This is a genomic window from Kitasatospora sp. NPDC048545 (assembly GCF_040651155.1).
Classification (GTDB): Bacteria; Actinomycetota; Actinomycetes; order Streptomycetales; family Streptomycetaceae; genus Kitasatospora.
The window spans coordinates 25,391-47,735 of the sequence record NZ_JBEZIQ010000071.1 but is presented as its reverse complement, the minus strand read 5'-3'; the positions used below and the strand labels follow the sequence as shown (position 1 = coordinate 47,735).

Sequence of the window (22,345 nt, the reverse complement as noted above, 5' to 3'; positions counted from 1 at the left end):
GACGGCTCGGTCACGACGACGCCTCCCCGGCCGGGTCCGGGACGCTGCCGCGCGGCCGGCGGGTGCGGCCGGGGCAGGGCTGGACGGGGGCGGCGTCGGGGCGGTGGTGAGGTCGACTGCCCCCGGGCCGAGCGCCGGTGAGTTTCGGGTGCCACCCGGTGAGTTTCGGGTGTCGGTGCAGGTCCGTGGTTGGTGAGAACGGCCGGGGCTGGGCGGTTCGGGTGTGGGAGGAGCTGCGCCCGCCGAACAACCGCAAGCTTCAATGTCTGCGGTGATCGCCATCATGGGGACATGAGCAACCCGAATCCGGCCACCGGCAGTGTCCGCCGGCTCCACCGCGGCGACCTTGAGGTGGCCCGGCCGGCGGTGACCGGCGCCGAATTGGCCCTGGATACACGCCGACGTCGAGACGGTTCCCGGCTTTGAAGAGTTCCGTCTACTGTTCGCGGAGCAGGAGCGGGCCATCGACGTAGAGGACTGGGAGCAGATCGACGAGTGCTACGTCCGGATCCGCAGTGCGCTCACCATGACGTTTCCCGACGGAAATCCCGTCGCTGAGTTCATGCTGCACATCCACGACGACGGCACCGCCGGCTGGCGCTGGCACGACGAGCCCTTCGACACGGTGAACCGGTGACGCGCTGGGTTCGCTGATTCTGGGACGAGGAAGCCGTCTGCTTCTGCTTTGAGCTGGTCACCGAGGGGCACGTGATCCGGCAGGTCGAGTTGCAGGAGCCCGGAAGCAAGGCTCTGGCCGCCGCGTCGTAGGCGGCCAGGTCGGTGCGCAGCCCGGCGTCGAGAGCGCCGGGAGACCACGGCAGCGGGTGCGGGGCGGGCGGACGACGGCGGACGGCGCCCGCCCGGCACCCGGGACGAGTCCACGCCGAGTGGCGTTGCTCATGCGGCTGCCGACGCCCCGGCCGCCCGGCCGACATCGTCGGCGCCGAGCCACCCACCGCCCACATCGGTTCGACGGCGGGTCTGCCTCGCCGCCGGTACGGGGCCTGCCGAGGTTCGACGGGGGCCGGTGCCCGCAGCTCCGCGCTGACCTCGCGGGTGGTTGGAGCAGGGAGACCGCGGCATGGATCCGCGCAAGGCCCGTCCGGGGCTTTTGCACCAATCCGTGGCACTGTTCGGAAAACCTTGTCGTGCCCGAATCGGACGAATAGCCTCACGCTCATCGACCGACACCATGGAAACGCAGGGCGGAGAATATCAGCCGACCAGGGCATTTCCGTGATCCCGGTTACGAGCGATTCATCTTCGCAGAGGAGCAACCCATGATCGAAAACGGCAACGTCACGCCCGCCGGCGCCTCGGACGAGCAGGACGCCCTGGATCTCGACGACGACGAGCTGGACGGCATCTCCGGCGGCCTTGAGCGCATCTGACAGCAGCCGCCCCGGCCGAGCGGCAGAACCTTCGGGCCCGGTGCGCGGCCGTCCACCCGGATCGGATGCAGGGATGGAAATGCCAATCGACTTTGCGCGCGGAATCTCGGACGCGCGCGAGATGTTGGATCACAGGTGTTCGACGGCCCGCTTCAAGGAAAGGCGCCAAAAACTCGAACAGCTGCTGGAGTTCGATCCGATCCGCGGCGCAGAGCGTCTGGACCGCCTCCTGGCCATCGCCCGGGACCGCGTACCGTACTACCGCGCACTGCAGGGCCGGGAATCCCTCCGGCTGTCCGACTTTCCGCTGACCCGGAAGGCCGACCTACGGGATCATTTCGCCGATCTCATCAGCCGTAAGGCGAACGGCGAGATGGAGCCCGGCCGGCACTTCATCAATCAGACCAGTGGCAGCACGGGCCAGCCGGTCAGGACGCTGACGACCGTGGAGACCGGCGGCATGGCCAACGCCGTCATCCATGAGCGGATCAACAGGTACCTCGAGCTGCCCGAGAGGGGGACGACCCTCAGCGTCGGATTGATGTTCGAGGGGACCAGACTGTTCGAGGCGATGCCGCTTCCCCGGCCCTACGTGCGGTGCAATCTCGGCGGCTTCGACCCCGCGTCTGCGAGGATCGTGGCCGAGTACGAGGCCACCGTCGGCAGATTCCCCGTCGACAAGATCACCGGCACGTCCAGCCGGATCATCGCGCTCGCGCAGTACTGTGGCGAGCGGGCGATCCGGCTCAGGCCCCGGGGGATCATCGCCACCTACGAGCACATGCCGGAAAGCGGGCGGAGGCTGGTCGAGGAGACGTTCGACTGCCCGGTCACGATGTTGTACATGACCTCCGAGACCGGCTACTCCGCCTGGGAGTGCCGCCGTGGGAACATGCACTTCCAGGACGATCTCGTGATGCCCGAGGTCATGCCGACCGGCGCGGAAGGAAAGGAGGTCGTCCTGACCGCCTTGCTCTCTCCGGCGATGCCGGTGATCCGCTACGTGACGGGAGACATGGCTGCGGATACGGTTTCCTGTGACTGCGGCCTCCCCGGGACGGCCATCAGCCGGCTGACGGGCCGCGCCAGGACCAGCCTGATCGGCGTCGACGGGGCGGTGTATTCGCCCTACTCCCTTCTGGCAGCACTCGCGGCGGCCGGAATCCCGGATTTCCAGATCATCCAGGACGAGCCCGGGATCCTGGATCTCGTCATTCCCTTCCGGTCGGATGAGACGGACGCGGTGACGCGGGACATCAACAGCCGGCTTTCGGCATCCTTCGGTCGGCGGCAGGGCTTTCTTCTCCGGCTCCGGCCGTCGGGCCACTTCGTTCTGACGGCGATGGGGAAGCGGAATCCTGTCATCCAACGCCTCCCGGTCCCCCTCGGGCCGGAGCGGACCCGTTATCTGGCGTCCTGAGCGGACCTGTTGTCTGACGCCCTGAGCCCCGGCGCCGGACGGGCTCCTGCGCCTCTGCCGGCCCGCTGTCAGTCCCTCCTGCACACCGCCCGATTGCCACGGAGACGACCGATGACCGACTCGCCTGACCGGCAGCCCGCTGCCGTACCGCTTGCGAGCGGCCGGGACCATGTCGCCCGGCTCCAGGAGGCGCTACGGAGCCTGGACGTGGAGCGGCTCCAGCGATGGGGGCGCCGTCTGGCGGGCGTGCTCAGGGACGGCGGACGTCTGCTCGCGGCCGGAAACGGCGGCTCTGCCGCGGAGGCCCAGCATCTGACGTCCGAGCTGGTCGGACGGCTTCGGGACGATCGCGAGCCGCTGTCGGCGATCTCGCTCCACGCCGAGACGTCCACTCTCACCGCGATCGGCAACGACTACGGCTATGACGAGTCGTTCGCTCGCCAGGTGCGGGCCCACGGCCGCGCGGGCGACATCCTGATCCTGTTGTCCACGTCCGGTCACAGCCGCAACATCCTGCGCGCGGCCGAGGCGGCACAGCGGGCGGGGCTCGAGGTGTGGGCGCTCACCGGGCCGGGGCCCAACCCGCTCACCGGCCTGTGCGATGACGTGGTCACCCTCGACTCGGCATCGACCGCCACCATCCAGGAGGGCCACCTGGTAGCCGTCCACCTCATCTGTGCGGCGGTGGACATCGCGCTGGGCGTCAGCCTGCCGGCCACCGCCCAGGATATCGGGCCCGCCGACACGGCGGAGGGAGACCGTACGGCTCCCCTCGTGGTGATCGGGGACGCCCTGCTCGACCGGGATGTGGTGGGAGTCGTGGAACGGCTCTCGCCCGAAGCACCGGTTCCCGTCGTGGATCAGGTCGAGGTGCGTTCACGCCCCGGCGGCGCCGGGCTCGCGGCCGTCGTCGCCGCTCGGGGCACCCGGCCGGTCGTCCTGGTCACCGCGCTCGCGACTGACCCGGCTGGCCGCGAGCTCGCCCAGCTCCTGCGCGAGCACGGGGTCCAGGTGGTCGACCTGGGCCTGGCCGGGCCCACTCCGGTGAAGTCCCGGGTACGTGCCGACGGCAGGTCCCTGATCATGCTCAGCCAGGCAACCGGGCGGCCCGCTCCCCTGCTACGCCCGCTCAGTGCGCGGGAGCGCACGACGGTGCTCGGCGCGGCGGCGATCCTGGTCTCCGACTACGGACGCGGGGTCAGCGAGGACGCGTCCGTCCGCTCCGCGGTCGAGGCGGCGGTCTCCCGGTGTCCGGTGGTCTGGGACCCGCATCCCCGCGGCGACGTGCCCGTTCCCGGTGTCCGGCTCATCACCCCCAACAGCCGGGAGGCCGCGCACTTCGCGCGGCACGTCGAGGGATCGGGGTTGAGGGCGGACATCGACCGAGGGCTTGAGCTGGTGAGGACCTGGTCCGCGGCGACGGTGGCGGTCACCAGGGGGGCGGACGGCGCCGTTCTGGTGGACGCGTCCGGCACATCGGCGCTGGTGGTGCCCTGCCCGGAGGTTCCGCACGGGGATTCCGCCGGGGCGGGCGACTGCTTCGCCGCCACTGCCGCCGGGCTGCTGGCCGACGGCCGCCTGGTCTCGCAGGCCGTCACCCGGGCGGTTGCCGTCGCAGCCGGGTTCGTCGCGGCCGGAGGCGCCTCGTCCGTCTCGGATCCGCTGCCCGGGGAGGGCGGGATCCGGCCCGGCGCCGATGAGGACGCACTCGCGGTGGTCGCACGGGTTCGGGCCGCCGGTGGGACGGTCGTCGCGACTGGTGGCTGCTTCGACCTTCTGCACACAGGACATGTCGCTCTCCTCGAGCGCGCCCGTCGGCTGGGCGACTGCCTGGTGGTGTGCCTCAACGACGACGAATCGGTCGGTCGGCTGAAGGGCCCGGAGCGTCCGGTGGTCTCCGCCGCCGACCGGGCCGCGGTCCTGCGCTCGCTGGCTTCGGTCGACGGTGTCGTGGTCTTCCCCGAGAACACGCCGGAAGACGCGCTCGAGCGGATCCGTCCGGACATCTACGTGAAGGGCGGCGACTACCGGATCGACGACGTTCCGGAGGCGGCCCTGGTGGAGGGCTGGGGCGGGCGCACGGTCATCCTGCCCTACCTGGACGGCCGGTCCACCACGAACATGATCGACAGGATCGCCCGAGGGACCTCGAGGTGACAGGGCGTCGCGGCGCGCACGTCGAGGGCCCGGCCGAACTGAAGGCCGTCACGGCCCGTCGGGGCGCCGACCGGCCGTCCGAGCGCCCTCGGCTTCGGACGCCAACCCGTCCGTACGCAAGCCGTCTCCACGGAAGGCCCTTCCAGTGCTGATCGTCTTCGACCTGATGGACACCTTGCTCACCGACCCTTACCGGCAAGCCCATGAAGCGGCCTCCGGACTCGGCTTCGCGGAGTTCGACAGCCTCCGCCCGCCAGGGGCCTACCACCGCCTCGAACGGGGCGAGATCTCGGAGGGCGAGTACTGGCGAAGCATCCGAGAATCCGGAATCGCGTTCGACGTCGACGTGTTCCACACGGTCCGGCGCCAGGGTTACCGGTGGCTTCCCGGCATGCGCGAGCTGGTGGCCGACTGCGCGGCCGTGTACCGCACGGTGGTCGGCTCGAACTATCCCGACTGGATCACCGAGATCGGCCGCGATTTTCTGACCGGCCTCGGAGTCGACGTATACGCCTCGTACCGATTCGGTGTTCGCAAACCCTCGGCGGACTTCTTTCTGATGCTGTGCGAGCAATCCGGTGTCACACCCGAGGAACTGGTCCTCGTCGACGACAAGCCCGGGAACACGGCGGCCGTGTTGGCGCTCGGCGGCCGCGGAATAACCTTCACCTCCGCCCCTCAGGCGCGCGAACTCCTCGGGCTCGCGGGCGAAACGCCGCGGGCCTGTCGCCCTCGGCGCGGCCCGGGATGATGTGGCGGCAGAGCAGGCCGAGGCTCGCCCACTCGCCAAGGGCTGTCAGCGGGCTGTCGGAGCCGGCCGCGTGAGCGGGGGCCGCGACCGTGGCCCCGTCGACCCATGCCGCGACTGCCAGCGCACCCGCCGCACGGACACCTCGGCCGGTTTTGTCATCCAACTCATCAGGGATATAGAGGAGTTTGGCTGCATCGGACGGAGGGCCCCGGACACAGCTCCGCCGCCGCGTTCGGGTCGGGCGCCGTGCGCGCCTACGCGCCGGCGCCGGGCAGTCGGGTCGGCACCCACCGGCACGACACGCACCAGGTCGTCTGGGCCCGTAACGGTGTGCCGACCGTGTCGACCGGGGACGGCGAGTGGATCCTGCCGCGACCCGGGCGCTGTGGATCCCGGCCGGCACCCCGCACCAGACCGCCGCCCTGGCCAGCACCGCCATGCGCAGCCTGAACATCAGCCCGGGCCCCGGGCTGCCCGGCTGGTCACTGCCCCAGCCGTTGGCGGTGGGTCCGCTGGTCGCCGTCCTGATCGACCACCTGGCCGGGGCCCTCGCTCCGGAGCACCGGGCCCGGGCCCAGGCCGTCCTGATCGACAACCTGGCGCCGGTCGCCGCCCGCTCGATCGAGGTGCTGATGCCCGCCGGTCCCCGGGCCCTGGACGTCGCCCGTGCCCTGGTCGCCGACCCGGCCGACCCGCGGACCCTCGCCCAGTGGGGGCGTCAGGTCGGGTCCAGCGCAAGGACCCTGGCCCGCGCGTTCGCCGCCGGCATCGGTCTCACCTTCGCCCGCTGGCGCACCGCCGTCCGGCTGCGCGCGGCCCTCGGCCACCTCGCCCGGGGGGAGCCCGTCACCAGGGTCGCGGGCCGCGCCGGCTACGCGACGCCCAGCGCCTTCGTCGCCGCCTTCGTCCGGGAGACCGGCCTCACCCCCGGCAGCTACTTCCACGGCGGTCCGCCGGAGGTCTGAGTCCCGCTCCCGCAGCCCGCAGCCCGCAGCCCGCAGCCCGTACCCGCGCCTGCACCCGCAGCCGGTGGGGCCCGCCGTCGGCCCGACCTGCCGTCGGCCCGGCCCGGCACCGCCGGCGCTCGATTGAGCCATCTGATCACCACGTGGTGGCACGGGACCCGAGCCCAGCGATGGGCACGGTGCGATGCCGAGGCCCAGCTCCATCAGCTGACGCCGGCCGAGGCCGAGCACCTAGCTTGCGATTTTAGGACGCAAAGATTGGCTTCGTAGGTGACAACGGAGAGCGGTTGTCCATGAGTGCCGACAGCAGTTGTTGGCCTGAGTGCCGTGCATCGCCTGTGAGTGTTGAGAGCGCCGAGCCGGGCGTGTCGGGCTGATGAGGACGGGGGCCTCCTCCTGGGCCGTGCGCCTCATGCCATGGTGGTGACCATGAGCAAGGACGAGAGTGCCCTGATGCGACAGTTCCTGGAAGCCGAGATCGCACGGCTGAGCGCCGTCATCGGGCTCACGGGTTCCGATGTGCCCGACTTCGTGCAGCGTGACGGTGCCTGGCCGTTCATGGTCGTCGCCGAGGACGGTGCACTGCGCTACCTCGCCGTGGAGCGGGGGCAGCTGGTCCATGAGCAGGCGACCCGCGACCCCGCCGAACTGCTGTACTGGGCGTTCAGCAGCGCCACATACAGACTCGCCAGCCGATGGGTGCTCAAGCACCCCAGAGACGACGAAGAGCAGCGGGTGACCCGGTGGAGGCGCCAGGCCACCCTGCTCCATGCCATCCATCCCGAGTGGGCCGAGCGTTGGCGGGCAGAGCTGATCGAGCGCCTTTCAGACCGGGACGATCACCAGCTCGTCCCCGCCCTGCCCCCGCCCCCGCTGGTCCTCGATCCCCGCTGAGCCCGCACACCCGGCGGCGCCGGAGGAGTCGGCACCGGTGCCGGGTCGGCTGGGCACCGGCTGTCGAGGACCGCCCGAGCCAGAGGAGCGAGGGCGTGCCCGTCCGCCACGCCGGGCACAACCGAGGTCCCGCCGCAAGCACTCAGGCGCTCTCAGAACCCAGCAACATCGTTCTCCCGTAGCGCGGAGTGCTCTCGGGGCGGAGCGACAAGTGCTCTCGATCCTCACCGACAAAGCCACAAAGATCGGTTAGGTCTGGGTTCTGCTGTTCTCCGGACATGTGAACGGCCTTCGGGTGACGCTGGGTTCTCGCCAGAGATCCAGCTGCACCGGAAGGCCCTGATGGACAGTCTGCAAGACGCCCCTGCCCGAGTCGAGGCGTTGTCCGAGTTATCCAGGTTCCGTGCGGGTCTCCGCGCCTGCTTCACCCGTCGCGGGGATGCCCTGTTCGAGTTGGCGGACGCGATGCTCTGCGCGCAGGGCCCGGTGCGATCGCCGGTAGAGCTGTCCTTGGAGCCGGAGTTCCGCCGCCGACACGGCTCCGTCTACGACGCCCTGGCCCATGGCCAGATGAGCAGTAGCCGCTTGCGGCACCTGCTGATCGGCCTGTCGGCCCCGGCCAGGGCGGGCGAGCCGCTGATGTTCGCGATCGACACCACTCCGCACGCGCCCCGACGCCCAGTACGCCGACGAGCGCATGATGGTGCAGGTCCGCGGCAAGGGCGGGAACCGCTGGCTGCCCGGCTGGCCCTACAGCCTGCTCGTCGGCATCCAGTGGGGCTCCTCCTCCTGGGTCGATCCCATCGAGGCACGCCGGCTGCGGCCCGGCGAGGAGCACACCGACGTCACGATCGACCAGATCACCGGGCTGCTCAAGGACCTGACCGCGACCGGGAAGTGGCAGCCCGGCGACCCGCCGCCACTGGTCCTGCTCGACGCGGGCAACTACGCCACTGACCTCACCCATGCCCTGGCCGGCCATGACGTGCAACTGCTGGTCCGGCTGCGTACCACCCGGGTCTTCTACCTCGACCCCCCGCCTCGGCGGCCGGGACAGATGGGTGCTCCGCCGCGCCACGGCGCGGAGTTCTCCTGCTCCGACCCCGCCAAACGGCACGCCCCCGATTTCGAACGCACGGTGGAGTCCGAGCTGTACGGCACCGTGACCGTCCGTGCCTGGAGCGGGCTGCACCAAAAACTCGGCAGCACCGGCCGCTGGGCCAACTGGCCGCGAGACAAGCAGTTGCCGATCGTGCGCGGCACGGTCCTGCAGGTGGTCGTCGACCATCTGCCCGACGGCCGCAAGCCACCCAAGGACCTGTGGCTGTGGCACGCCGGCCCTGTCCCGGCCGACCCGGACCTGCTCTGGAAGGCCTACCTGCGCCGCTTCGACCAGGAGCACTTCCACCGCTTCGCCAAGGTCTACCTCGGCCTGGCCAGCGCACACCTGAGTTCGGCGGCAGCCACCGACCGGTGGGTGTCCCTGGTCATCGGCGCCTACGCCCAACTACGCCTCGCCCGCCACCTGGTGGACGACCTGCGCCGCCCCTGGCACCCACGCCCCGACCCGGGCAAGCCCCTCAGCCCCTACAAAGTCCGCCTCGGCTTCCGCCGACTCCGCGCACGAATCGGCACACCCGCCGACTCGCCGAAACCCACCCGCCCCGGCCCAGGCCGCCCGAAAGGCTCGAAGAACCGCCCGAAACCCAAGCGACCGCCCCACCGCAAGACCGAACCGACCACCAGCAAACACGCAGAGTGACGACGAAAGCTAAAATCGCAAGCCTAGTGCTGCCACGCAGAAGTTCGTGGAGGGGGTGATCACAGTCGTGGGTGCATGGCAGGCTGCTTCGCATGGTGATCAGTGATTCGTCGCAAGGCGGCGATGAGGTGTTGGTGGTGTGTCCTGATCTGACGGACGCTGAGCTCAACGAGTTGTTCAGCGCGTCGTGGCCAGCTCACAGGCCAACGTCCTTCGCGCCGATGCTGTCCCGCAGTCTGACCTGGGTCGCGGCGCGTCGAGGTGGCCGGCTGATCGGATTCGTCAACGTCGTCGGCGACGGCGGTGCGCACGCCTTCATCCTGGATACGACCGTGCACCCGGATGGGCGCCGGCAGGGGCTCGGGATACGGCTGGTGAAGGCAGCTGCCGACGAGGCGAAGGCACGCGGTGCCGAGTGGTTGCACGTCGACTACGAGCCGCACCTGGAGTCCTTCTATGGTCAGTGCGGATTCCGGCCGACCGCCGCCGGGCTCATGCGGCTTTGAGCGGGCTGCCTTCGTAGGTCCAAGGGTACGGCTTGGCGGTCTCGTTGTGCCCGATGGCGTAAGTCTCCAGCTTGTCGATCAGGTCGTCACGGCCGGTGAAGTCGCCGTGCCGCACGACCCGGCGGGTGAGGGCGGAGAAGAACAGCTCGACCTGGTTGAGCCAAGATGCGTGCGGCGGGGTCAAGCGGACGTGCCAGCGTGGGTGCGCGGCCAGCCAGGCCTTGGTGTGTTTGGCAGTGTGCGAGGAACCGTTGTCAAGCACGACGTGGATCTCCTTGCCAGGGGCGATCACCTGGTCGAGCTGTTCCAGGAATGCGGTGAAGGTCACCGCGTCGTTGCGGGCGATCACTTCGGTGAGCACCTCGCCAGTGCGCACGTCGAGGGCGGCGACCAGGGAGGCGGTGCCGTGGCGCCGGTACTCGAACTCCTGCCGGACGGGCTCGCCCGGTCTTGCGGGACGCCCGGGACGGCGGCGCGAGCGGGCGGCGATCGCGGTCTTCTCGTCGATGGAAAGGACCACCGCTCCCTCGGGCGGGTTGAGGTAGAGGGCGCACACGTCGGCGGCGCGCTGCCAGAAGTCGGGGGTGTCCCGGCGGGTGAGCCAGCCGCGGACCTTGTGCGGTTTCAGGTCCAGGTCGGCCAGGATCCGGCCGACCTGGGAAGCGGAGACCGGTGCGAAGCACGTGCCCGCGACCCGCGGGGCAATGGCTCGGTGCGACCAGATCGCCTCCGGATACGGTGGCGCGCTCGTCGCGGTGGCCACGATCGCCACCCGCACCTCGGGCCCGTACGATCTGGGCCGTCCCGACCGTTCGGCATCGCGCAGGCCGTCCATGCCGTGGGCCGCGAACCGCCCGCGCCACGTGCGTACCGTGTTCACGCTGACCTCCAGCTCCCGGGTGATGGCCCCGTTCGCGAGCCCGTCCGCCGCCGCCAGCACGATCTTCGCCCTCAGCACCGCCCGTACCTCGGACTTCGCCGAGGCCACCGTCCGCACCAGCCGCTCGCGGACCTCCGCCTCCAGCACCACCGCAACCGCCGTCCCCGCCCGCTGCACACCACGCACGGCCAACGATCACGGTGGACCGCCAGCGCACCCGGCAGGATGGAGCCCGTGCCGAAGAACCCCCCGGAATCGATGCAGCACCACCTCCGCCAGCGCCTGAGCCATCATGCCCGGGAGCGGTGGCCGCAGGTTACCGCCATCACGGTCCGCTTCCGTACCGGATTCGCCTATGTGGCAGCCGAATTGGCCGACGGGCAGAGCCTGCCCCTGTGCCGCCTGCGCTTCGCCGGCGTGTTGCATACCTGGGGCTTCGCGCTCTACCTGGCCAGCAGCGACAGCTACAAGGACAACATCCTGCCCAGCGGACTACCCGCCGGCTCCCCGGAAGAAGCCCTCGACTGCGCGGGCGACCTCTACCTCACCGGACTGGCCACCTGATCAACGCCCCTCCACGAACTTCTGCGGAGCAGCACCAGGACTGTCTCAGGGCGTTCCCGCTTGGCTGATTCAGCGGATCCGGGTCGCCGCGACCGGGCGTCCCGCGGAGACCGCCGACATGGTGCTGCCGGCCGACCGGTGGCGCGTCCGCCTGAGGTGGCCCTGGCCGACCGCACCGCCGTGCGGCCGGCCAGGAGTCAGCGGCTACTCGGCAGGCGGGGGGTTCGGCGGCGGCGGGCTGGACGGTCCGGCCGGTGGCGCCTTCGGGCCTCCGATACCTCCGCTACCTCCCGACGCGGGGTTCTGCCCGTCGTCCAGAGTCTCCTCCTCGATCTCCTCGACCACCGGGATCTGATCCGGCGGCGGCATGGGGGGGGTGAAACTTCTGCCGGGTTGGAGCCGCAGCTCCCCGGCGGCGACCGGGCCAGCGGCCCTGCCGGTCATATGGCACGACGCCGCTCATGGCGTCCTCTCCGGGTCGGAAGTGAGGCCACCATCGTCGCGCTCCTGCGGCGGCTGCCGCTGGAGTTCAGCTGTTGTAGGTTCGAGCCCGGACCTCGCGCGGCGGCTCGCCAGGGCAGTCGTCGTGCTCGACCAGCTCCCGCCGCTCGTCAACCGTCCGAATCACCCGGCCACGGACGTACGCGTAGCAGCACGGACAGTGGCCCACGGCAGTCCTGGTCCCGACCGGATTCCCGCCGACGGCAGTCACCTGGTCACCGACCCGCCCGGCAGGACGCGGTACCCGGCCAAGTTGACCTGACCGCGGACCCAGGCATCGGCGCACTCCTCGATCGCGAACTCAAGAGGGCGCACCCCGCTGGTGCCGGCGGTGACCAGGCTGCCGGTCTCGGCGTCCCGGACCACCCACGGGCGCCTACCCCGGTCATCGGCCGGCAGCTGTTCGACGGTGTACCGGGCGCCGGTCCTCTGCGCTCGGGTCAGGCCGTCGCCGTGCCAGACCCGGACGATCGCCTGGCCGCCGCCGACCAGGCCGAGAGGCCAGTCGACGGAGCCGCCGCCGTTCATCATCCGCTCCAGGTCGGCCGTGCTACCGGAGCCGAGCAGCCACTCCATGGCCTGCAGCTCGTAGGAGCTGATCGGCAGCTGGCGGACCGTCTGCCACAGCGCGTCCAGGGCCTCCAGGGCCGGTTTGGTGACGCGCTCCAGGTGGCCATCTACCGAAACGGTCAGGTCGTCATCGATCAACGCGGATCCTCCTCAACGCACGCCGGGTAAGCAACGACAGCCCAACCGAGCGGCGCCGTCTTGGAGCCGGTCGACGTGCAGACGTGGCCGGCCGCAACCATCGGCGGCTCAGGCGAGCCGCAGCTGATGCACGCCTCCCCGTGGAGCCGAGCGGGGCTTATTGACCCCGGGTCGACAACCAGCGTGCTCGGTGTTTCTGTCACGCCCCTAAGCGTCCCCGGCGGCGACCCCCGAAAGTGCCACAACCTGTGGCACCTTCCTCAGACCGCCTTGGCCCACCGCGCGAACTGGAGCAACTGCTCGTCCCGACCACGAGACAGCCGGACCAGCGTGGCCAGCTCGGCCCGGACCTGGCCGTGCTCTCGTACGTGCTGCGGTGCGATCCGCCTCGCGACCAGCAGCGACTCCTTCGCGTGCTGCGGGCGCCCGAGGAGCATCTGCGCCCGGCCGAGGTCGATGTAGTAGTGGCTCCTGCGTTCGGCCGGTAGCTCTCTCGGCGGCGCCCAGCGCGTGGCTGCCGTTACCGCGTCATGGAGGTCTTGCTGCTCGCCGAGCTCGACCGCGACCGCCAGCCGGTGGATCTCCAGGCTGTCCGGGCCGACTGCGGTGCCGTCGTAGAGCCGCTCCCGGACTCGCCGGGCCAGTACCTCGGCGTCCCGCAGGTGCTCGCGCGCCTCATCCGCGCGCCTCATCCGTCCAGCCGCGACGGCTGCCCGCATGTGCAGGGCGGCGGCAGCTGCGGCGAGCGGCTCCGTCGTCGGCGCCGGCATCCGATCGACCGCAGCCCGAAGCGACCGCAGGCCGGGGCTGAGTTGACCGGTCGAGAAGTAGACCTCCATTCGGACATACGCGGCCGTGGCCTCCAAAGCCGGGTCGCCGGCGATTCCTGCTGCCCACCGCATCAGCTCGACCAGGCGAGCGCTCAGGTCCCGGTAGCCGTACTTGTAGGCCACAGCGTCCGCCGACCTGATCGCCAGCGCGAGGAGGCGGGCGGTTTGCTCGCGGTCCGCTCCCTGTGCGTGGTCGACCGCCCGGAAAAGCTCGTCCAGCAGCGGGGGCGTCTCCTCAGCGAGGCGCGCGTATTGCGACTGCACCCGGTACTCGACCGCCAGATCGACGGCTGCGGCGAGCTGAGGGAACGGTCGTACTGGGCCATCGTCTGGCAGGTCGTACGCGGCGATCACCCGCTGCAGCTCGGGGACGGCCTGGTGGACCCGGCTGTCGGTGCGGCGGGGGCCACCCAGCAACTCCTCCGGCGTGGTCTGGACTGCCCGCGCGAGGGCGTCGAGGACAGCGTCGGAGGGCCAGCGCTCGCCGCCCTCGGTCTTGCGGATCATGCTGATGCTCACGCCGGAGACGTCGCAGACCTGACGGCGAGTCAATCCAGCAGCGTGCCGCGCGGTTTCGATGCGCTGACCGAGTGCGGCAGCGGTGGTTCCGGGAATAGTGTGGCTCCGTTCCGTGGTCGCACTCGGAACGGTACCGGCGCCCGTGCGGGAGCTGGGCGGATTCGCCCCGGCGGCCATGCCGCCGGGGCGGTCCTGCTACAGGCTGGCCAGCAGCTTGGCCAGCTCGGTCAGCGAGTTCACGGTCCAGTCCGCGTCCGGCGCGCTGGTTGTGAGGCCGATCGGACCTCGGCGGAGGTGTGCGGCTTGCAGGCCTGCCGCCTTGGCCGGTGCCACATCATTCGCCGGGTGGTCGCCCACGTACACGATCTCGTGAGGCTCACCCGGTGCCCACACCGTCACCCGCCCGAAGAATCCGGGATTGGGCTTCGAGACGCCCCACTCTGCCGAGGTTGCGATGGCATCGGCCGGCAGATCGAGGCCACGCAGCAGAGAGGACACCGCAGCGTTCTGGTTGCCCGCGATGCCCACCCACAGGCCAGCCTCACGCAGCCGGGACAGCGCCGGGCGCACGTCTGGGTAGAGGTCCGTCTCATCGAGGTAGTCGCCCTGGCCGGTCGCCTGTCGGGCACGCCACTCGGCGCCTACGTCGACGCCAGGTTTGATGATCCGGATCGCGTCCGCGTTGTCGCGACCCTCGGCTACTACCTTGCCCACCAGGGCCGACAGCGTGTGCTGCGGAACCCCGAGCCACCGGGCCCAGTCCCCCCAGTACCGGGTGTCACTCGTCAGGGTCTCACCGATGTCGAACACCACAGAGCGCATGGGCCGAGCCTACGGGAGTGTGCCGATCGCTCTCTCGTACGATTGGGTGCATGCCCAAGAGCCTGCCCCTGCCGGATGACCTGCTGCCCCTCCGTGTCGCCGTGGTTGAGGCCGACCGGGCGATGATCGCGGCACGGGAGAGCGGCGACGACGTTGACGCCGCGCGCGAGACCTACGTGGAACGCTCCCTCGTCCTGCGTGCCCACCCGATCTGAGAGCAGGCCCGCACTGCTGCCGAGCCGTGCCACGCCCAGACGTGGCCGGCCAGCCTCGACGCAGCGAAGAAGGCGCTCGACGCCGAGCAGGCCAGCGAGGCCACCTGATCCTCGGGCATTATGGCCAGCACGGAGCGATGGGAAATGGTCGAGCTGCACGGCGGCCCACTCGACGGTTACCAGGCCGTCGTGAACACTGCCGACCCCGACCCGGGCACCGCGCTCACCAGCCGCACAGCCGGTACACCGGCGGCCGCAGCTGGTACCGGCCGGACCAACACCGTGTACGCGCCAAGCAGGCCCAGCGCCACGGTCACGGTCATCACGTGCCGGCCGATCCGGGTACGGCGCCACGGCGCCCGCAGGTGGTAAGTGACCGCCGCGAACACCGAGGTGACGGCCAGTAAGGCGGACGCCGCCCAGTTCACGAGCTGGTCAGCAGACAAGTGACCCGTCAGCGGCCTCCCTGTGGAACGTCTACGAGGCCTTCGCCACGCCCGGCCGCGTCCACGCCCAGGTCGCCGCTACCTCTGGACCGCCCGGGCGTCACCCGCTCCCCGGGCGGCTGGGCCCGCCCCACCAAGACCTTCGCCCTCGGCCTCGGCTGCGAACTCCGCCACGCCGGACGGCTCGTCTACTCGGCGGGACTCGATCTCGGCGACGAGACCGCCGCCACGCCGATCGGCCTCGGCTGCAAGGTCTGCGACCGCCCCGCCTGCCCGCAGCGCTCCGCACCCGCCATCGGCCGCCCGCTCGCGGTCGACGGGCACACCAGCACCTTCGTCCCGTACCCGGCGGTGCCCGCGCCCCGGCACTGACCTTCGGGCCGCTGCGCCCGCCCGCTCTGCCCGCCGGCCGGGCCGAAACCGCGGTGCGCCCGGGCCGCGGTCACCGGTACCGTCCGCGGGTGACCCGTCGAACTCCCCCGCGCCCCGTGCCGGTCGAAGAGCAGTTTCCCGAGGTCGTCCCCTTCCGCCGGGAGGCCGTGCGACTGCACCCGCGAGCGGGCCGGCCGGCCCCCGGTGACAGCTCGGTCGGCGGCCCGCTGCTGTGGCCGGCGCGGGAGCCGTGGCCGGACTGCCCGGAGCACCCGGGGTCGCCGATGGTCGCGGTCGTGCAGGTCCGCCGTGCCGACGTGCCCGACCTCGTGCCCTTCCCGGAGGGGCGGGACCTGCTCCAGGTGCTGTGGTGCCCGCGCGCCCACGATGGCCAGTGGGTCGTCCCGCTGGTCCGCTGGCGGTCCGCGGCGGAAGTCGGCGAGGTGCGGCAGGCCCCGCCGGTACCGCCGGAGGCCCGGTACGGTCAGGTGCCGCGGCCGTGCGTCGTCCATCCGGAACCGGTCACGGAGTATCCCAGCTGGGACCTGCCGGACGCGCTCTGGGACGCCCTGGAACCCCGCTTCGAGCAGGTGGAGGCGGAGACGGGCTGGGACTACCAGTTCCACCTGTCCACCGCGCCGGGCATCAAGCTGGGCGGCTACCCGGGCTGGTGCCAGGAACCGCGGTGGCCGCACTGTCCGACCTGCCGGGCACCGATGGACCACCTGCTGACCGTGGACAGCACCGAGGATCACGACTGCCGGCTGACGTGGACACCGGTCGAGGACCGCGACCTCCGCCGGCAGGGTGCGGACCTGAGCCTCGGCGACCTGGGCGGGGTGTACCTGTTCGAGTGCCGCGCGTGCCCCGGCCGCCCGTTCGCCCACCGCTACGACGCCTGAACGGCCGTCGCGCGCCGGTGCGGCCGGTGCGCGGCGGCCGGTGTCCCGGTCGGCGGTCCCGCAGGACTCAGCCCCGGAAGGCCGCCGCGTGTTCGGCGGCCCAGGTGGCGAAGGTCAGGGCGGGGCGTCCCAGGAGCCGCGGGACGGTGTCCGTCGTCGGGCCCGGCTGCTCCAGGCAGGCGGCCGCGTAGCCGATCAGGCGGTCGGGCACATCCTCGGGCAGCCCCTGGGCGAGCATCGCCCGGCGCAGTTCCTCGGGCGGCACTTCCGCGAACGCCAGCTCCCTGCCGATGGCTTCGCCGATGAGCCGGGCCCTGTCCCGTTGGGTGAGCGACTCGGGCCCGGTGAGTGCGTACGCACGGCCCGCGTGGGTGGGGTCCACGAGTGCCCGGACGGCGACCTCGGCGATGTCCCGTTGGTGGACGGGGGAGGTGGCTGCGTCGCCGTGCACGCCCCGGACGAGGCCGGTCGCGCGGATCTGCGGTGCCCAGGCGAGGGCGTTGGCGTCGAAGTCGGCGCACCGCAGGAACGTCCACTGCAGCCCGGAGGCCCTGGCTGCGGCCTCGACCCGCTCGAACTCCTCGGCGAAGCGCCGGTACCCCCCGCCGTACTCGACCGTGACGGCCGACAGCACCACCACGCGCCGCACGCCGTGCTCGGCCGCCAGCGCCAGCAGCTCGGCACTCGCACCGCCGACGGCGCGCGGGCTGAGCAGGAGGGCCTCCACGCCGTCCAGCGCCGAGGCCAGCGACTGCGGCCTGGACGGATCGCCGACGACCGGCCGAACACCGTCGGCCGGCCCGCCGGCGGCCGGATCGCGGGTGACTGCGGCGACCTCGCATCGCTGCGCCGCCAGGTGTTCCACCACGGTGCGACCGACGGTTCCGGTCGCGCCAGTGACCATGATCATGTGCAGACTCCTGTCCGGAAGGCAGGTGGCACCTCGTGCCCCTGTGGCCCTGATGGGCGGTCGTACCGTCGGCGTTCCGATCGCCGGCGTGGTGCTGTGCGGTTCCGACGGTGGCTTCGACACCGGTGACGCGGGTGGTCGGGCCTGCCGCCGGGTTCCCGGCCCGCCGCCGGTCCGCAGGTGACGGCGCGTCGCCTCAGTCGGCGTCGCGGGCGTGACGGTCGAGGTGCCGGCGCAGGAACGAGATCTCCGCTTCGACGGCCTGTTCGTGCGATTCGAGGAACGGGGCGTAGTGGCGGCCGGACAGCCGGACGACCTCGGCGTGCGGCGCGCTCCGGGCCGCGCGGACGGCGGGGCCGGGGAGCGCGCTCTGGTCCTGGTCGCAGACGACCACCAGCAGCGGGCACCTGATCCGGGGGGCGTGGCGCCCGGGCCGGTACCCGCCGATCTGCAGGGCCAGGCGTGCTGCGACGGTCTGCTCCCAGTTCGCGTGGCGACGGTCGGGATCGAGCGCCCGGTCGCAGTCCATGGCGTCGGCCGTGGTGAGGGAGGCGACGGCGCCGCGCGGTCCGGCGGTCGGGACCAGCAGCGGCGGGCGTCCGACGAGGCTGCCGAGCGCGTCGGCGACGCCCCGGCCGAGGAGCCGCAGCAGGGCGAGGGGCGTCATGGAGCGCAGCGCGTGGGGGGCGACGGCGCGGGCGTCGACCAGCGGGGTCTGGGCGATCGCGCAGGCCAGTCGCGGGTGTTCGGCCGCGACCCGGAAGACGTGGCCGCCCGCGAGCGAGAAGCCCCAGACGGAGATCGCGTCCGGGTCGACGTCGGGGAGACCGGCGGCGAAGTCGATCGCGGCGTGCCAGTCGGCGACCTGCTCGTCGACGCGGAGGATCTGGCGCGGAAGGCCCCCGCTCTCTCCGAACCGGCGGTGGTCGAAGGCGAGGACGGCGAAACCGGCGTCGTTGAACCGTGCGGCGAACAGGTCCGTGGCCGGTTCCTTCGTCACCGAGGTTCCGCCGGCCATGATGACGCAGCCGCCGTTGGACCCCGGGTAGTGCCAGGCGGCGCACGAGGTGTCGCCGCTGGCGAAGCGTACTGCTTTTCGTTGCGTGAGCGTGGGCACGTCGGCCTCCGTGGTGGATCTGTCTCTCGGGGTGCTGTGGAGCTGCGGGCCTGCGGTGTGGTCGCACCGCAGGCCCGCTCCTCCCGGGCGCCGGTGGCGGCGCGGGGGTGCTGACGGTCAGCCGGTGAGGCCGGGGAACCAGATGCGCGGGTCGAGGATCACGGGTTGCTCCTTTCCGGGGCTCGGGTCCGCCGACGTCGGTCGGGGACGGGCGGAGCGGATGACCTCCATGGTTGGGGTGTCGTCCGCGGAACGGGCGCCGCGAGGCCACGGAATGGGCGAAACTCTCGTTCATGGCACGTGAATCGACGAATTCCGTACTGAGCCTCCCGGACCAGCGGCTGGTGGCCGCGTTGCAGTGGGACGGCCGCCTCACCGCCGAGCGGGCGGCCCACGCGCTGGGGCTCAGCCCGGCCACCGTCCGCCGCCGCCTGCACGCGCTCGGCGCCGACGGCACCGTGCGCGTGGTCGTCTCGCCGGTGGCGCGACCGCGCAACGGGGGCTCGGCCGGAGCCCTGTTCCTGCGCATCCGGGTCCTGCGGGGAAAGCTCGACACGATCGTGGCCGCGCTCGCGGCACGCGAGGACATCCCCTTCATCGACATCACCACGTCGGGTGACGAGATCTTCGCGGTCGCCCGTACCGAGCCGGGCTCACGGGACCAGTTGGTCTTCCGTCAACTGCCCTCGACCCAGGCGGTGACCTCCCTGGAGAGCGCCACGATCCTGCACGTCTTCCGGCTCACCTCCGAGTGGCGCCACCAGGTGCTGACCGCGGCCGAGCGCGAGGCGCTCGGCCCGGGCGCGCCGGCCGCCGGGGCGACGGCCGCCACGTCGCCGGGCCCGTACGGCGTCGACACCGATGCCTTGGAACAGGCCCTCATCGACGCCCTCACGCCCGACGCGCGCCTGAGCGCGGTGGCACTGGCCGAGCGCACCGGTCACCCGGAGAGCACGGTGCGCCGACGCCTCGCCCACCTGGCGGCCGAAGGCCGTCTGGTCACCCAGGTCCTGGTCGACCCCCGCCGCCTCGGGCTGCCCATCGAAGCCAAGTTCCTGCTGCAGGTGGCCCCGGACCACCTGGCCGCCGCCGGGCAGGCGCTGGCCGACCACCCCGCGGTGCACGGCGCGTTCGCGACGTCGGGTCCTTCCAACCTGCACGCGGCCGCGTACTTCCCGGATCTGGCGACCCTCTACACCTTCCTCTCCCACGACCTGGTCGGGCTGGGCATCACCCACGTCGAGACGGCCGTCGTCAGTCACGCCGCCAAACGCACTCCGATGCCGGTCCGACCGGTCCCGTCGGGGTGAGGGCCCACCGGACCGTACGCCCGGGTGGGCGAACGGGGCGGGCCCTTCCGGGGTGACCGGTACCGCGCCGCCCGGGGCCGGGGCTCGGGACGCGGTACCGGTCGGGACGGTCCGGGTGGGGACGGCGCCGCCGGGCCCGGTGTCGGCGACCGGACGGGGCGTCAGCCGACCCGGTGCAGCCGGATCAGGCGGCTGGCGTGGTCGCCGGCGGGCAGGTCCAGGTCGATGCCGCGGTTGCGGAGGACAGCGCCGTCGTGCACCCGGCCGGTGTCCGGGTCGCGGTAGCGGTGCCCGGTGTGGAGGGCGGGCAGGCGCAGCGGGGCGGGGTGGTGGCCGAAGCGGGTGGTCGGGCGCCAGGCGAGGACTGCGTGCTCGGTGTCGTCCGGGGCGGCGTAGTGGACGGCGGTGAGTCCGTCGTGGCCGGTGAGCCGGTGCTGGAGGCCGTGCTGCACGAGTGGCCGGATCCGCTTGTACTCGGCGACCAGGCGGGCGGCCTCGGCGAGTTCGTCCGGTGTCCACCGGGTGAGGTCGCCGCCGAGGCCGAGGGCCCCGGCCATGGCGACGTGGAAGCGGAAGCGCAGGGGCGTGGTGCGGCCGGTGATGCCGTTCGGTGAGTCGGTGACCCAGGAGGCCATGGTGTGGGCGGGGAAGAGCTGGCTGAAGCCGTGCTGGACGGAGATCCGGTCGACCGGGTCGGTGTTGTCGGAGGTCCAGGCCTGGTCGGTCCGGGCGAGGACGGCGAGGTCGACGCGGCCGCCGCCGCCGGCGCAGGCCTCGATCCGCAGGCCGGGGTGGTCGGCGCGCAGCCGGTCCATGATCCGGTGGACGGCCCGGGTGTGGTCGATCCACCGCCGGTCGGGGTCCGGGTGGACGGATCGGCCGGTGTCGGTGAAGGGGCGGTTGGCGTCCCACTTGAGCCAGTCCACGTCGTTCTCGGTGACCAGCCGGTCGAGGGTCGACCGCACCCAGTCCTCGACGTCGGGGCGGGCGAGGTCGAGGACGAGCTGGTGGCGCAGTTCGGTCGTGTCCCGGGTGGGTGCGTGGAGCACCCAGTCGGGGTGGGCGCGGTACAGGTCGCTGTCGGCGTTGACCATCTCCGGTTCCACCCACACGCCGAACGCCATGCCGTGGCCGTGGACGTGGTCGGCGAGCGGTCGCAGGCCGTCGGGGAAGGCCCCGGGCCTGGGCGTCCAGTCCCCGAGGCCGGCGCGGTCGTCGGTGCGGGCACCGAACCAGCCGTCGTCCAGGACGAAGAGTTCGACGCCGAGCCCGGCGGCGAGGTCGGCGAGGCGGCACTGGCCGGCCTGGTCGACGGCGAAGCCGGTGGCTTCCCAGGAGTTGTACAGGACGGGCCGGTCGCGGTCGGGTTCGGGCAGGACGGCCGTCCGGACGTGGGCGTGCCAGGCGCGGCTCGCCCCGCCGAAGCCGTCGGGGGTGTAGAGGCCGGCGAAGACCGGGGTGTGCAGGGTCTCGCCCGGTTGCAGGGCCCAGCTGAGCCCCTCGTGGCCGAAGCCGCCGGTCCAGGTGGTGCGGCCGACCGGGTCCCGGTGCACGGTGATGCGCCAGCTCCCGCTCCAGGCGAGCGCGGTGCTCCACACGTCGCCCTGCTCCTCGGTGGCGGATCCGTCGTCGAGGGCCAGCCAGGGGCCGGCGTGGTGGCCGGTGATGCCCCGGCGGCTGGTGAGGACGGTTTCGGCGACCGGGAGCCGGTCGCGGTGCAGCTGGAACTCGCTGGCCCAGCCGCCGACCAGGTGACTGAGCCGGTAGTCGGGCAGGCGCGGAGCGGTCCAGGACGCCGAGTCGAGGCGTCGGACCGTGATCGGGCCGGCGCCGCTCTCCGCGGTGCCGGTGTGGGTGAGTTCGGTCCAGCGTTCGATCACGTCGCTGTCGGGCCGTACCCGGTAGCAGAGTTCGGCGGCCAGCGGGTAGTGACGGTCGGTCAGGAGGAGTCGTAGCTCGCCGCCGTCGACGCGGTGGCCGCGGAAGTGCCACTGGGCGCCCGAGGTGCCGTCGGGGAAGCGCACCTGGAGGCCTGCCGGGCCGAAGCGGGCGCCGGTCTGGATGCCGAGTTCGTCGGGGGCCGCGTCGTCCTCGAAGCTGCTGTCGGCGGGGGAGTGGGGGTGCGGCAGTTCGAGGGCGTCGAGGGGCGGCCCCCAGTGGACGTGGCGGGGGCTGCCGTCGGCGCCGACGCGTACGGCGTAGACGCTGTTCGGCGTGCGCAGGACGGCGGTGCCGTGGTCGGTGTCGAAGGAGACGGCGGGAGGGGTGGTGGGCACGGGTGTCCCCCAGGGAGGAGGTGGGTGGTCGGACCGGGGCGGGGCGGCGGGGCGGGCGTCCGGGCGGGTCCTGGTGCGGGTGGTGGGCACGTGGGTGGCCCGAGATTAGGTCCGGCGGACTGTCCAA

General features: G+C 72.0%; 18 protein-coding genes and 3 pseudogenes. 14 read left to right on the top strand and 7 right to left on the bottom strand.

The window, feature by feature from the left end; translation table 11 throughout:
- Window positions 1-1,464: 1,464 nt before the first annotated feature.
- The 9 genes and pseudogenes from AB0D10_RS40390 (at window position 1,465) to AB0D10_RS40350 (ending at window position 9,846) form a co-directional block, all read left to right on the top strand.
- Window positions 1,465-2,811 carry a hypothetical protein gene (locus AB0D10_RS40390; RefSeq protein WP_360266149.1) on the top strand — a complete coding sequence of 449 codons (1,347 nt, stop codon included), beginning with the start codon at window positions 1,465-1,467 and terminating at the stop codon, window positions 2,809-2,811.
- Between the two features lie 111 nt (window positions 2,812-2,922).
- Window positions 2,923-3,510 (top strand): annotated as a pseudogene (locus AB0D10_RS40385) (SIS domain-containing protein); the annotation flags it as partial.
- Window positions 3,496-4,968, top strand: coding sequence for a D-glycero-beta-D-manno-heptose 1-phosphate adenylyltransferase (gene rfaE2 / locus AB0D10_RS40380; RefSeq protein WP_360266157.1), 1,473 nt, complete (start codon window positions 3,496-3,498; stop codon window positions 4,966-4,968). The pseudogene AB0D10_RS40385 and the gene rfaE2, both read left to right, overlap by 15 nt.
- Window positions 4,969-5,113: 145 nt before the next feature.
- The gene (locus tag AB0D10_RS40375; RefSeq protein ID WP_360266146.1) at window positions 5,114-5,719 is read left to right on the top strand and encodes an HAD-IA family hydrolase; all 606 of its coding nucleotides are present in this window, start codon (window positions 5,114-5,116) and stop codon (window positions 5,717-5,719) included.
- Window positions 5,720-6,078: 359 nt separating this feature from the next.
- A complete protein-coding gene (locus tag AB0D10_RS40370; protein ID WP_360266144.1) occupies window positions 6,079-6,684 on the top strand; it encodes an AraC family transcriptional regulator in 606 nt (201 codons plus the stop codon).
- A gap of 429 nt (window positions 6,685-7,113) precedes the next feature.
- A complete protein-coding gene (locus AB0D10_RS40365) occupies window positions 7,114-7,578 on the top strand; it encodes an Imm63 family immunity protein (RefSeq protein ID WP_360266142.1) in 465 nt (154 codons plus the stop codon).
- Between the two features lie 342 nt (window positions 7,579-7,920).
- A pseudogene (locus tag AB0D10_RS40360) lies at window positions 7,921-8,229 on the top strand (transposase); the annotation flags it as partial.
- 46 nt (window positions 8,230-8,275) lie between these two features.
- Window positions 8,276-9,340, top strand: a complete 1,065-nt coding sequence (locus AB0D10_RS40355; RefSeq protein ID WP_360266139.1) for a transposase — start codon at window positions 8,276-8,278, stop codon at window positions 9,338-9,340.
- 92 nt (window positions 9,341-9,432) lie between these two features.
- Window positions 9,433-9,846: a GNAT family N-acetyltransferase gene (locus tag AB0D10_RS40350; protein ID WP_360266136.1), complete on the top strand. Its 414-nt coding sequence runs from the start codon at window positions 9,433-9,435 to the stop codon at window positions 9,844-9,846.
- On the opposite strand, the gene AB0D10_RS40345 is transcribed toward AB0D10_RS40350, so the two are convergent.
- Window positions 9,833-10,912, bottom strand: a complete 1,080-nt coding sequence (locus tag AB0D10_RS40345; protein ID WP_360266134.1) for an IS630 family transposase — start codon at window positions 10,910-10,912, stop codon at window positions 9,833-9,835. The genes AB0D10_RS40350 and AB0D10_RS40345 overlap by 14 nt on opposite strands.
- Window positions 10,913-10,960: 48 nt before the next feature.
- Between AB0D10_RS40345 and AB0D10_RS40340 the strand changes: the two genes are divergently transcribed.
- A complete protein-coding gene (locus AB0D10_RS40340) occupies window positions 10,961-11,290 on the top strand; it encodes a hypothetical protein (protein ID WP_360266131.1) in 330 nt (109 codons plus the stop codon).
- 708 nt (window positions 11,291-11,998) lie between these two features.
- On the opposite strand, the gene AB0D10_RS40335 is transcribed toward AB0D10_RS40340, so the two are convergent.
- The 3 genes from AB0D10_RS40335 to AB0D10_RS40325 all read right to left on the bottom strand — a co-directional run bounded on the left by AB0D10_RS40335 (window position 11,999) and on the right by AB0D10_RS40325 (window position 14,670).
- Entirely contained in the window at window positions 11,999-12,499 is a 501-nt protein-coding gene (locus AB0D10_RS40335; protein WP_360266129.1) for a hypothetical protein, read from the bottom strand.
- A gap of 260 nt (window positions 12,500-12,759) precedes the next feature.
- A complete protein-coding gene (locus tag AB0D10_RS40330; RefSeq protein WP_360266155.1) occupies window positions 12,760-13,944 on the bottom strand; it encodes a helix-turn-helix transcriptional regulator in 1,185 nt (394 codons plus the stop codon).
- 99 nt (window positions 13,945-14,043) lie between these two features.
- Entirely contained in the window at window positions 14,044-14,670 is a 627-nt protein-coding gene (locus AB0D10_RS40325) for an HAD family hydrolase (protein ID WP_360266126.1), read from the bottom strand.
- A 50-nt stretch (window positions 14,671-14,720) separates the two neighbouring features.
- Between AB0D10_RS40325 and AB0D10_RS40320 the strand changes: the two genes are divergently transcribed.
- The 3 genes and pseudogenes from AB0D10_RS40320 (at window position 14,721) to AB0D10_RS40310 (ending at window position 16,605) form a co-directional block, all read left to right on the top strand.
- A complete protein-coding gene (locus AB0D10_RS40320; protein WP_360266123.1) occupies window positions 14,721-14,885 on the top strand; it encodes a hypothetical protein in 165 nt (54 codons plus the stop codon).
- 466 nt (window positions 14,886-15,351) lie between these two features.
- Window positions 15,352-15,703 (top strand): annotated as a pseudogene (locus AB0D10_RS40315) (short-chain fatty acyl-CoA regulator family protein); the annotation flags it as partial.
- 89 nt (window positions 15,704-15,792) lie between these two features.
- Complete coding sequence (locus AB0D10_RS40310; RefSeq protein ID WP_360266120.1) at window positions 15,793-16,605, top strand: DUF1963 domain-containing protein; 813 nt, start codon at window positions 15,793-15,795, stop codon at window positions 16,603-16,605.
- Window positions 16,606-16,672: 67 nt separating this feature from the next.
- Here AB0D10_RS40310 and AB0D10_RS40305 read toward each other — a convergent pair whose 3' ends face one another.
- Together AB0D10_RS40305 and AB0D10_RS40300 are read right to left on the bottom strand one after the other, a co-directional pair.
- Window positions 16,673-17,515 carry an NAD(P)H-binding protein gene (locus AB0D10_RS40305; RefSeq protein WP_360266117.1) on the bottom strand — a complete coding sequence of 281 codons (843 nt, stop codon included), beginning with the start codon at window positions 17,513-17,515 and terminating at the stop codon, window positions 16,673-16,675.
- Between the two features lie 196 nt (window positions 17,516-17,711).
- Window positions 17,712-18,704, bottom strand: a complete 993-nt coding sequence (locus AB0D10_RS40300; RefSeq protein WP_360266152.1) for an alpha/beta fold hydrolase — start codon at window positions 18,702-18,704, stop codon at window positions 17,712-17,714.
- A gap of 221 nt (window positions 18,705-18,925) precedes the next feature.
- On the opposite strand from AB0D10_RS40300, the gene AB0D10_RS40295 reads away from it, so the two are divergent.
- Window positions 18,926-19,942 carry an Lrp/AsnC family transcriptional regulator gene (locus AB0D10_RS40295; RefSeq protein WP_360266114.1) on the top strand — a complete coding sequence of 339 codons (1,017 nt, stop codon included), beginning with the start codon at window positions 18,926-18,928 and terminating at the stop codon, window positions 19,940-19,942.
- A 161-nt stretch (window positions 19,943-20,103) separates the two neighbouring features.
- On the opposite strand, the gene AB0D10_RS40290 is transcribed toward AB0D10_RS40295, so the two are convergent.
- Window positions 20,104-22,218 carry an alpha-galactosidase gene (locus tag AB0D10_RS40290; RefSeq protein ID WP_360266111.1) on the bottom strand — a complete coding sequence of 705 codons (2,115 nt, stop codon included), beginning with the start codon at window positions 22,216-22,218 and terminating at the stop codon, window positions 20,104-20,106.
- Window positions 22,219-22,345: the final 127 nt, after the last annotated feature.

What these genes read in the sequence shown, in the direction of transcription:
- AB0D10_RS40320 (WP_360266123.1), top strand. Translation starts at nt 14,721, where the DNA reads ATGCCCAAGAGCCTGCCCCTGCCGGATGACCTGCTGCCCCTCCGTGTC.
- AB0D10_RS40295 (WP_360266114.1), top strand. Translation starts at nt 18,926, where the DNA reads ATGGCACGTGAATCGACGAATTCCGTACTGAGCCTCCCGGACCAGCGG.
- AB0D10_RS40365 (WP_360266142.1), top strand. Translation starts at nt 7,114, where the DNA reads ATGAGCAAGGACGAGAGTGCCCTGATGCGACAGTTCCTGGAAGCCGAG.
- AB0D10_RS40305 (WP_360266117.1), bottom strand. Translation starts at nt 17,515, where the DNA reads ATGATCATGGTCACTGGCGCGACCGGAACCGTCGGTCGCACCGTGGTG.
- AB0D10_RS40355 (WP_360266139.1), top strand. Translation starts at nt 8,276, where the DNA reads ATGATGGTGCAGGTCCGCGGCAAGGGCGGGAACCGCTGGCTGCCCGGC.
- AB0D10_RS40325 (WP_360266126.1), bottom strand. Translation starts at nt 14,670, where the DNA reads ATGCGCTCTGTGGTGTTCGACATCGGTGAGACCCTGACGAGTGACACC.
- AB0D10_RS40390 (WP_360266149.1), top strand. Translation starts at nt 1,465, where the DNA reads ATGGAAATGCCAATCGACTTTGCGCGCGGAATCTCGGACGCGCGCGAG.
- AB0D10_RS40350 (WP_360266136.1), top strand. Translation starts at nt 9,433, where the DNA reads ATGGTGATCAGTGATTCGTCGCAAGGCGGCGATGAGGTGTTGGTGGTG.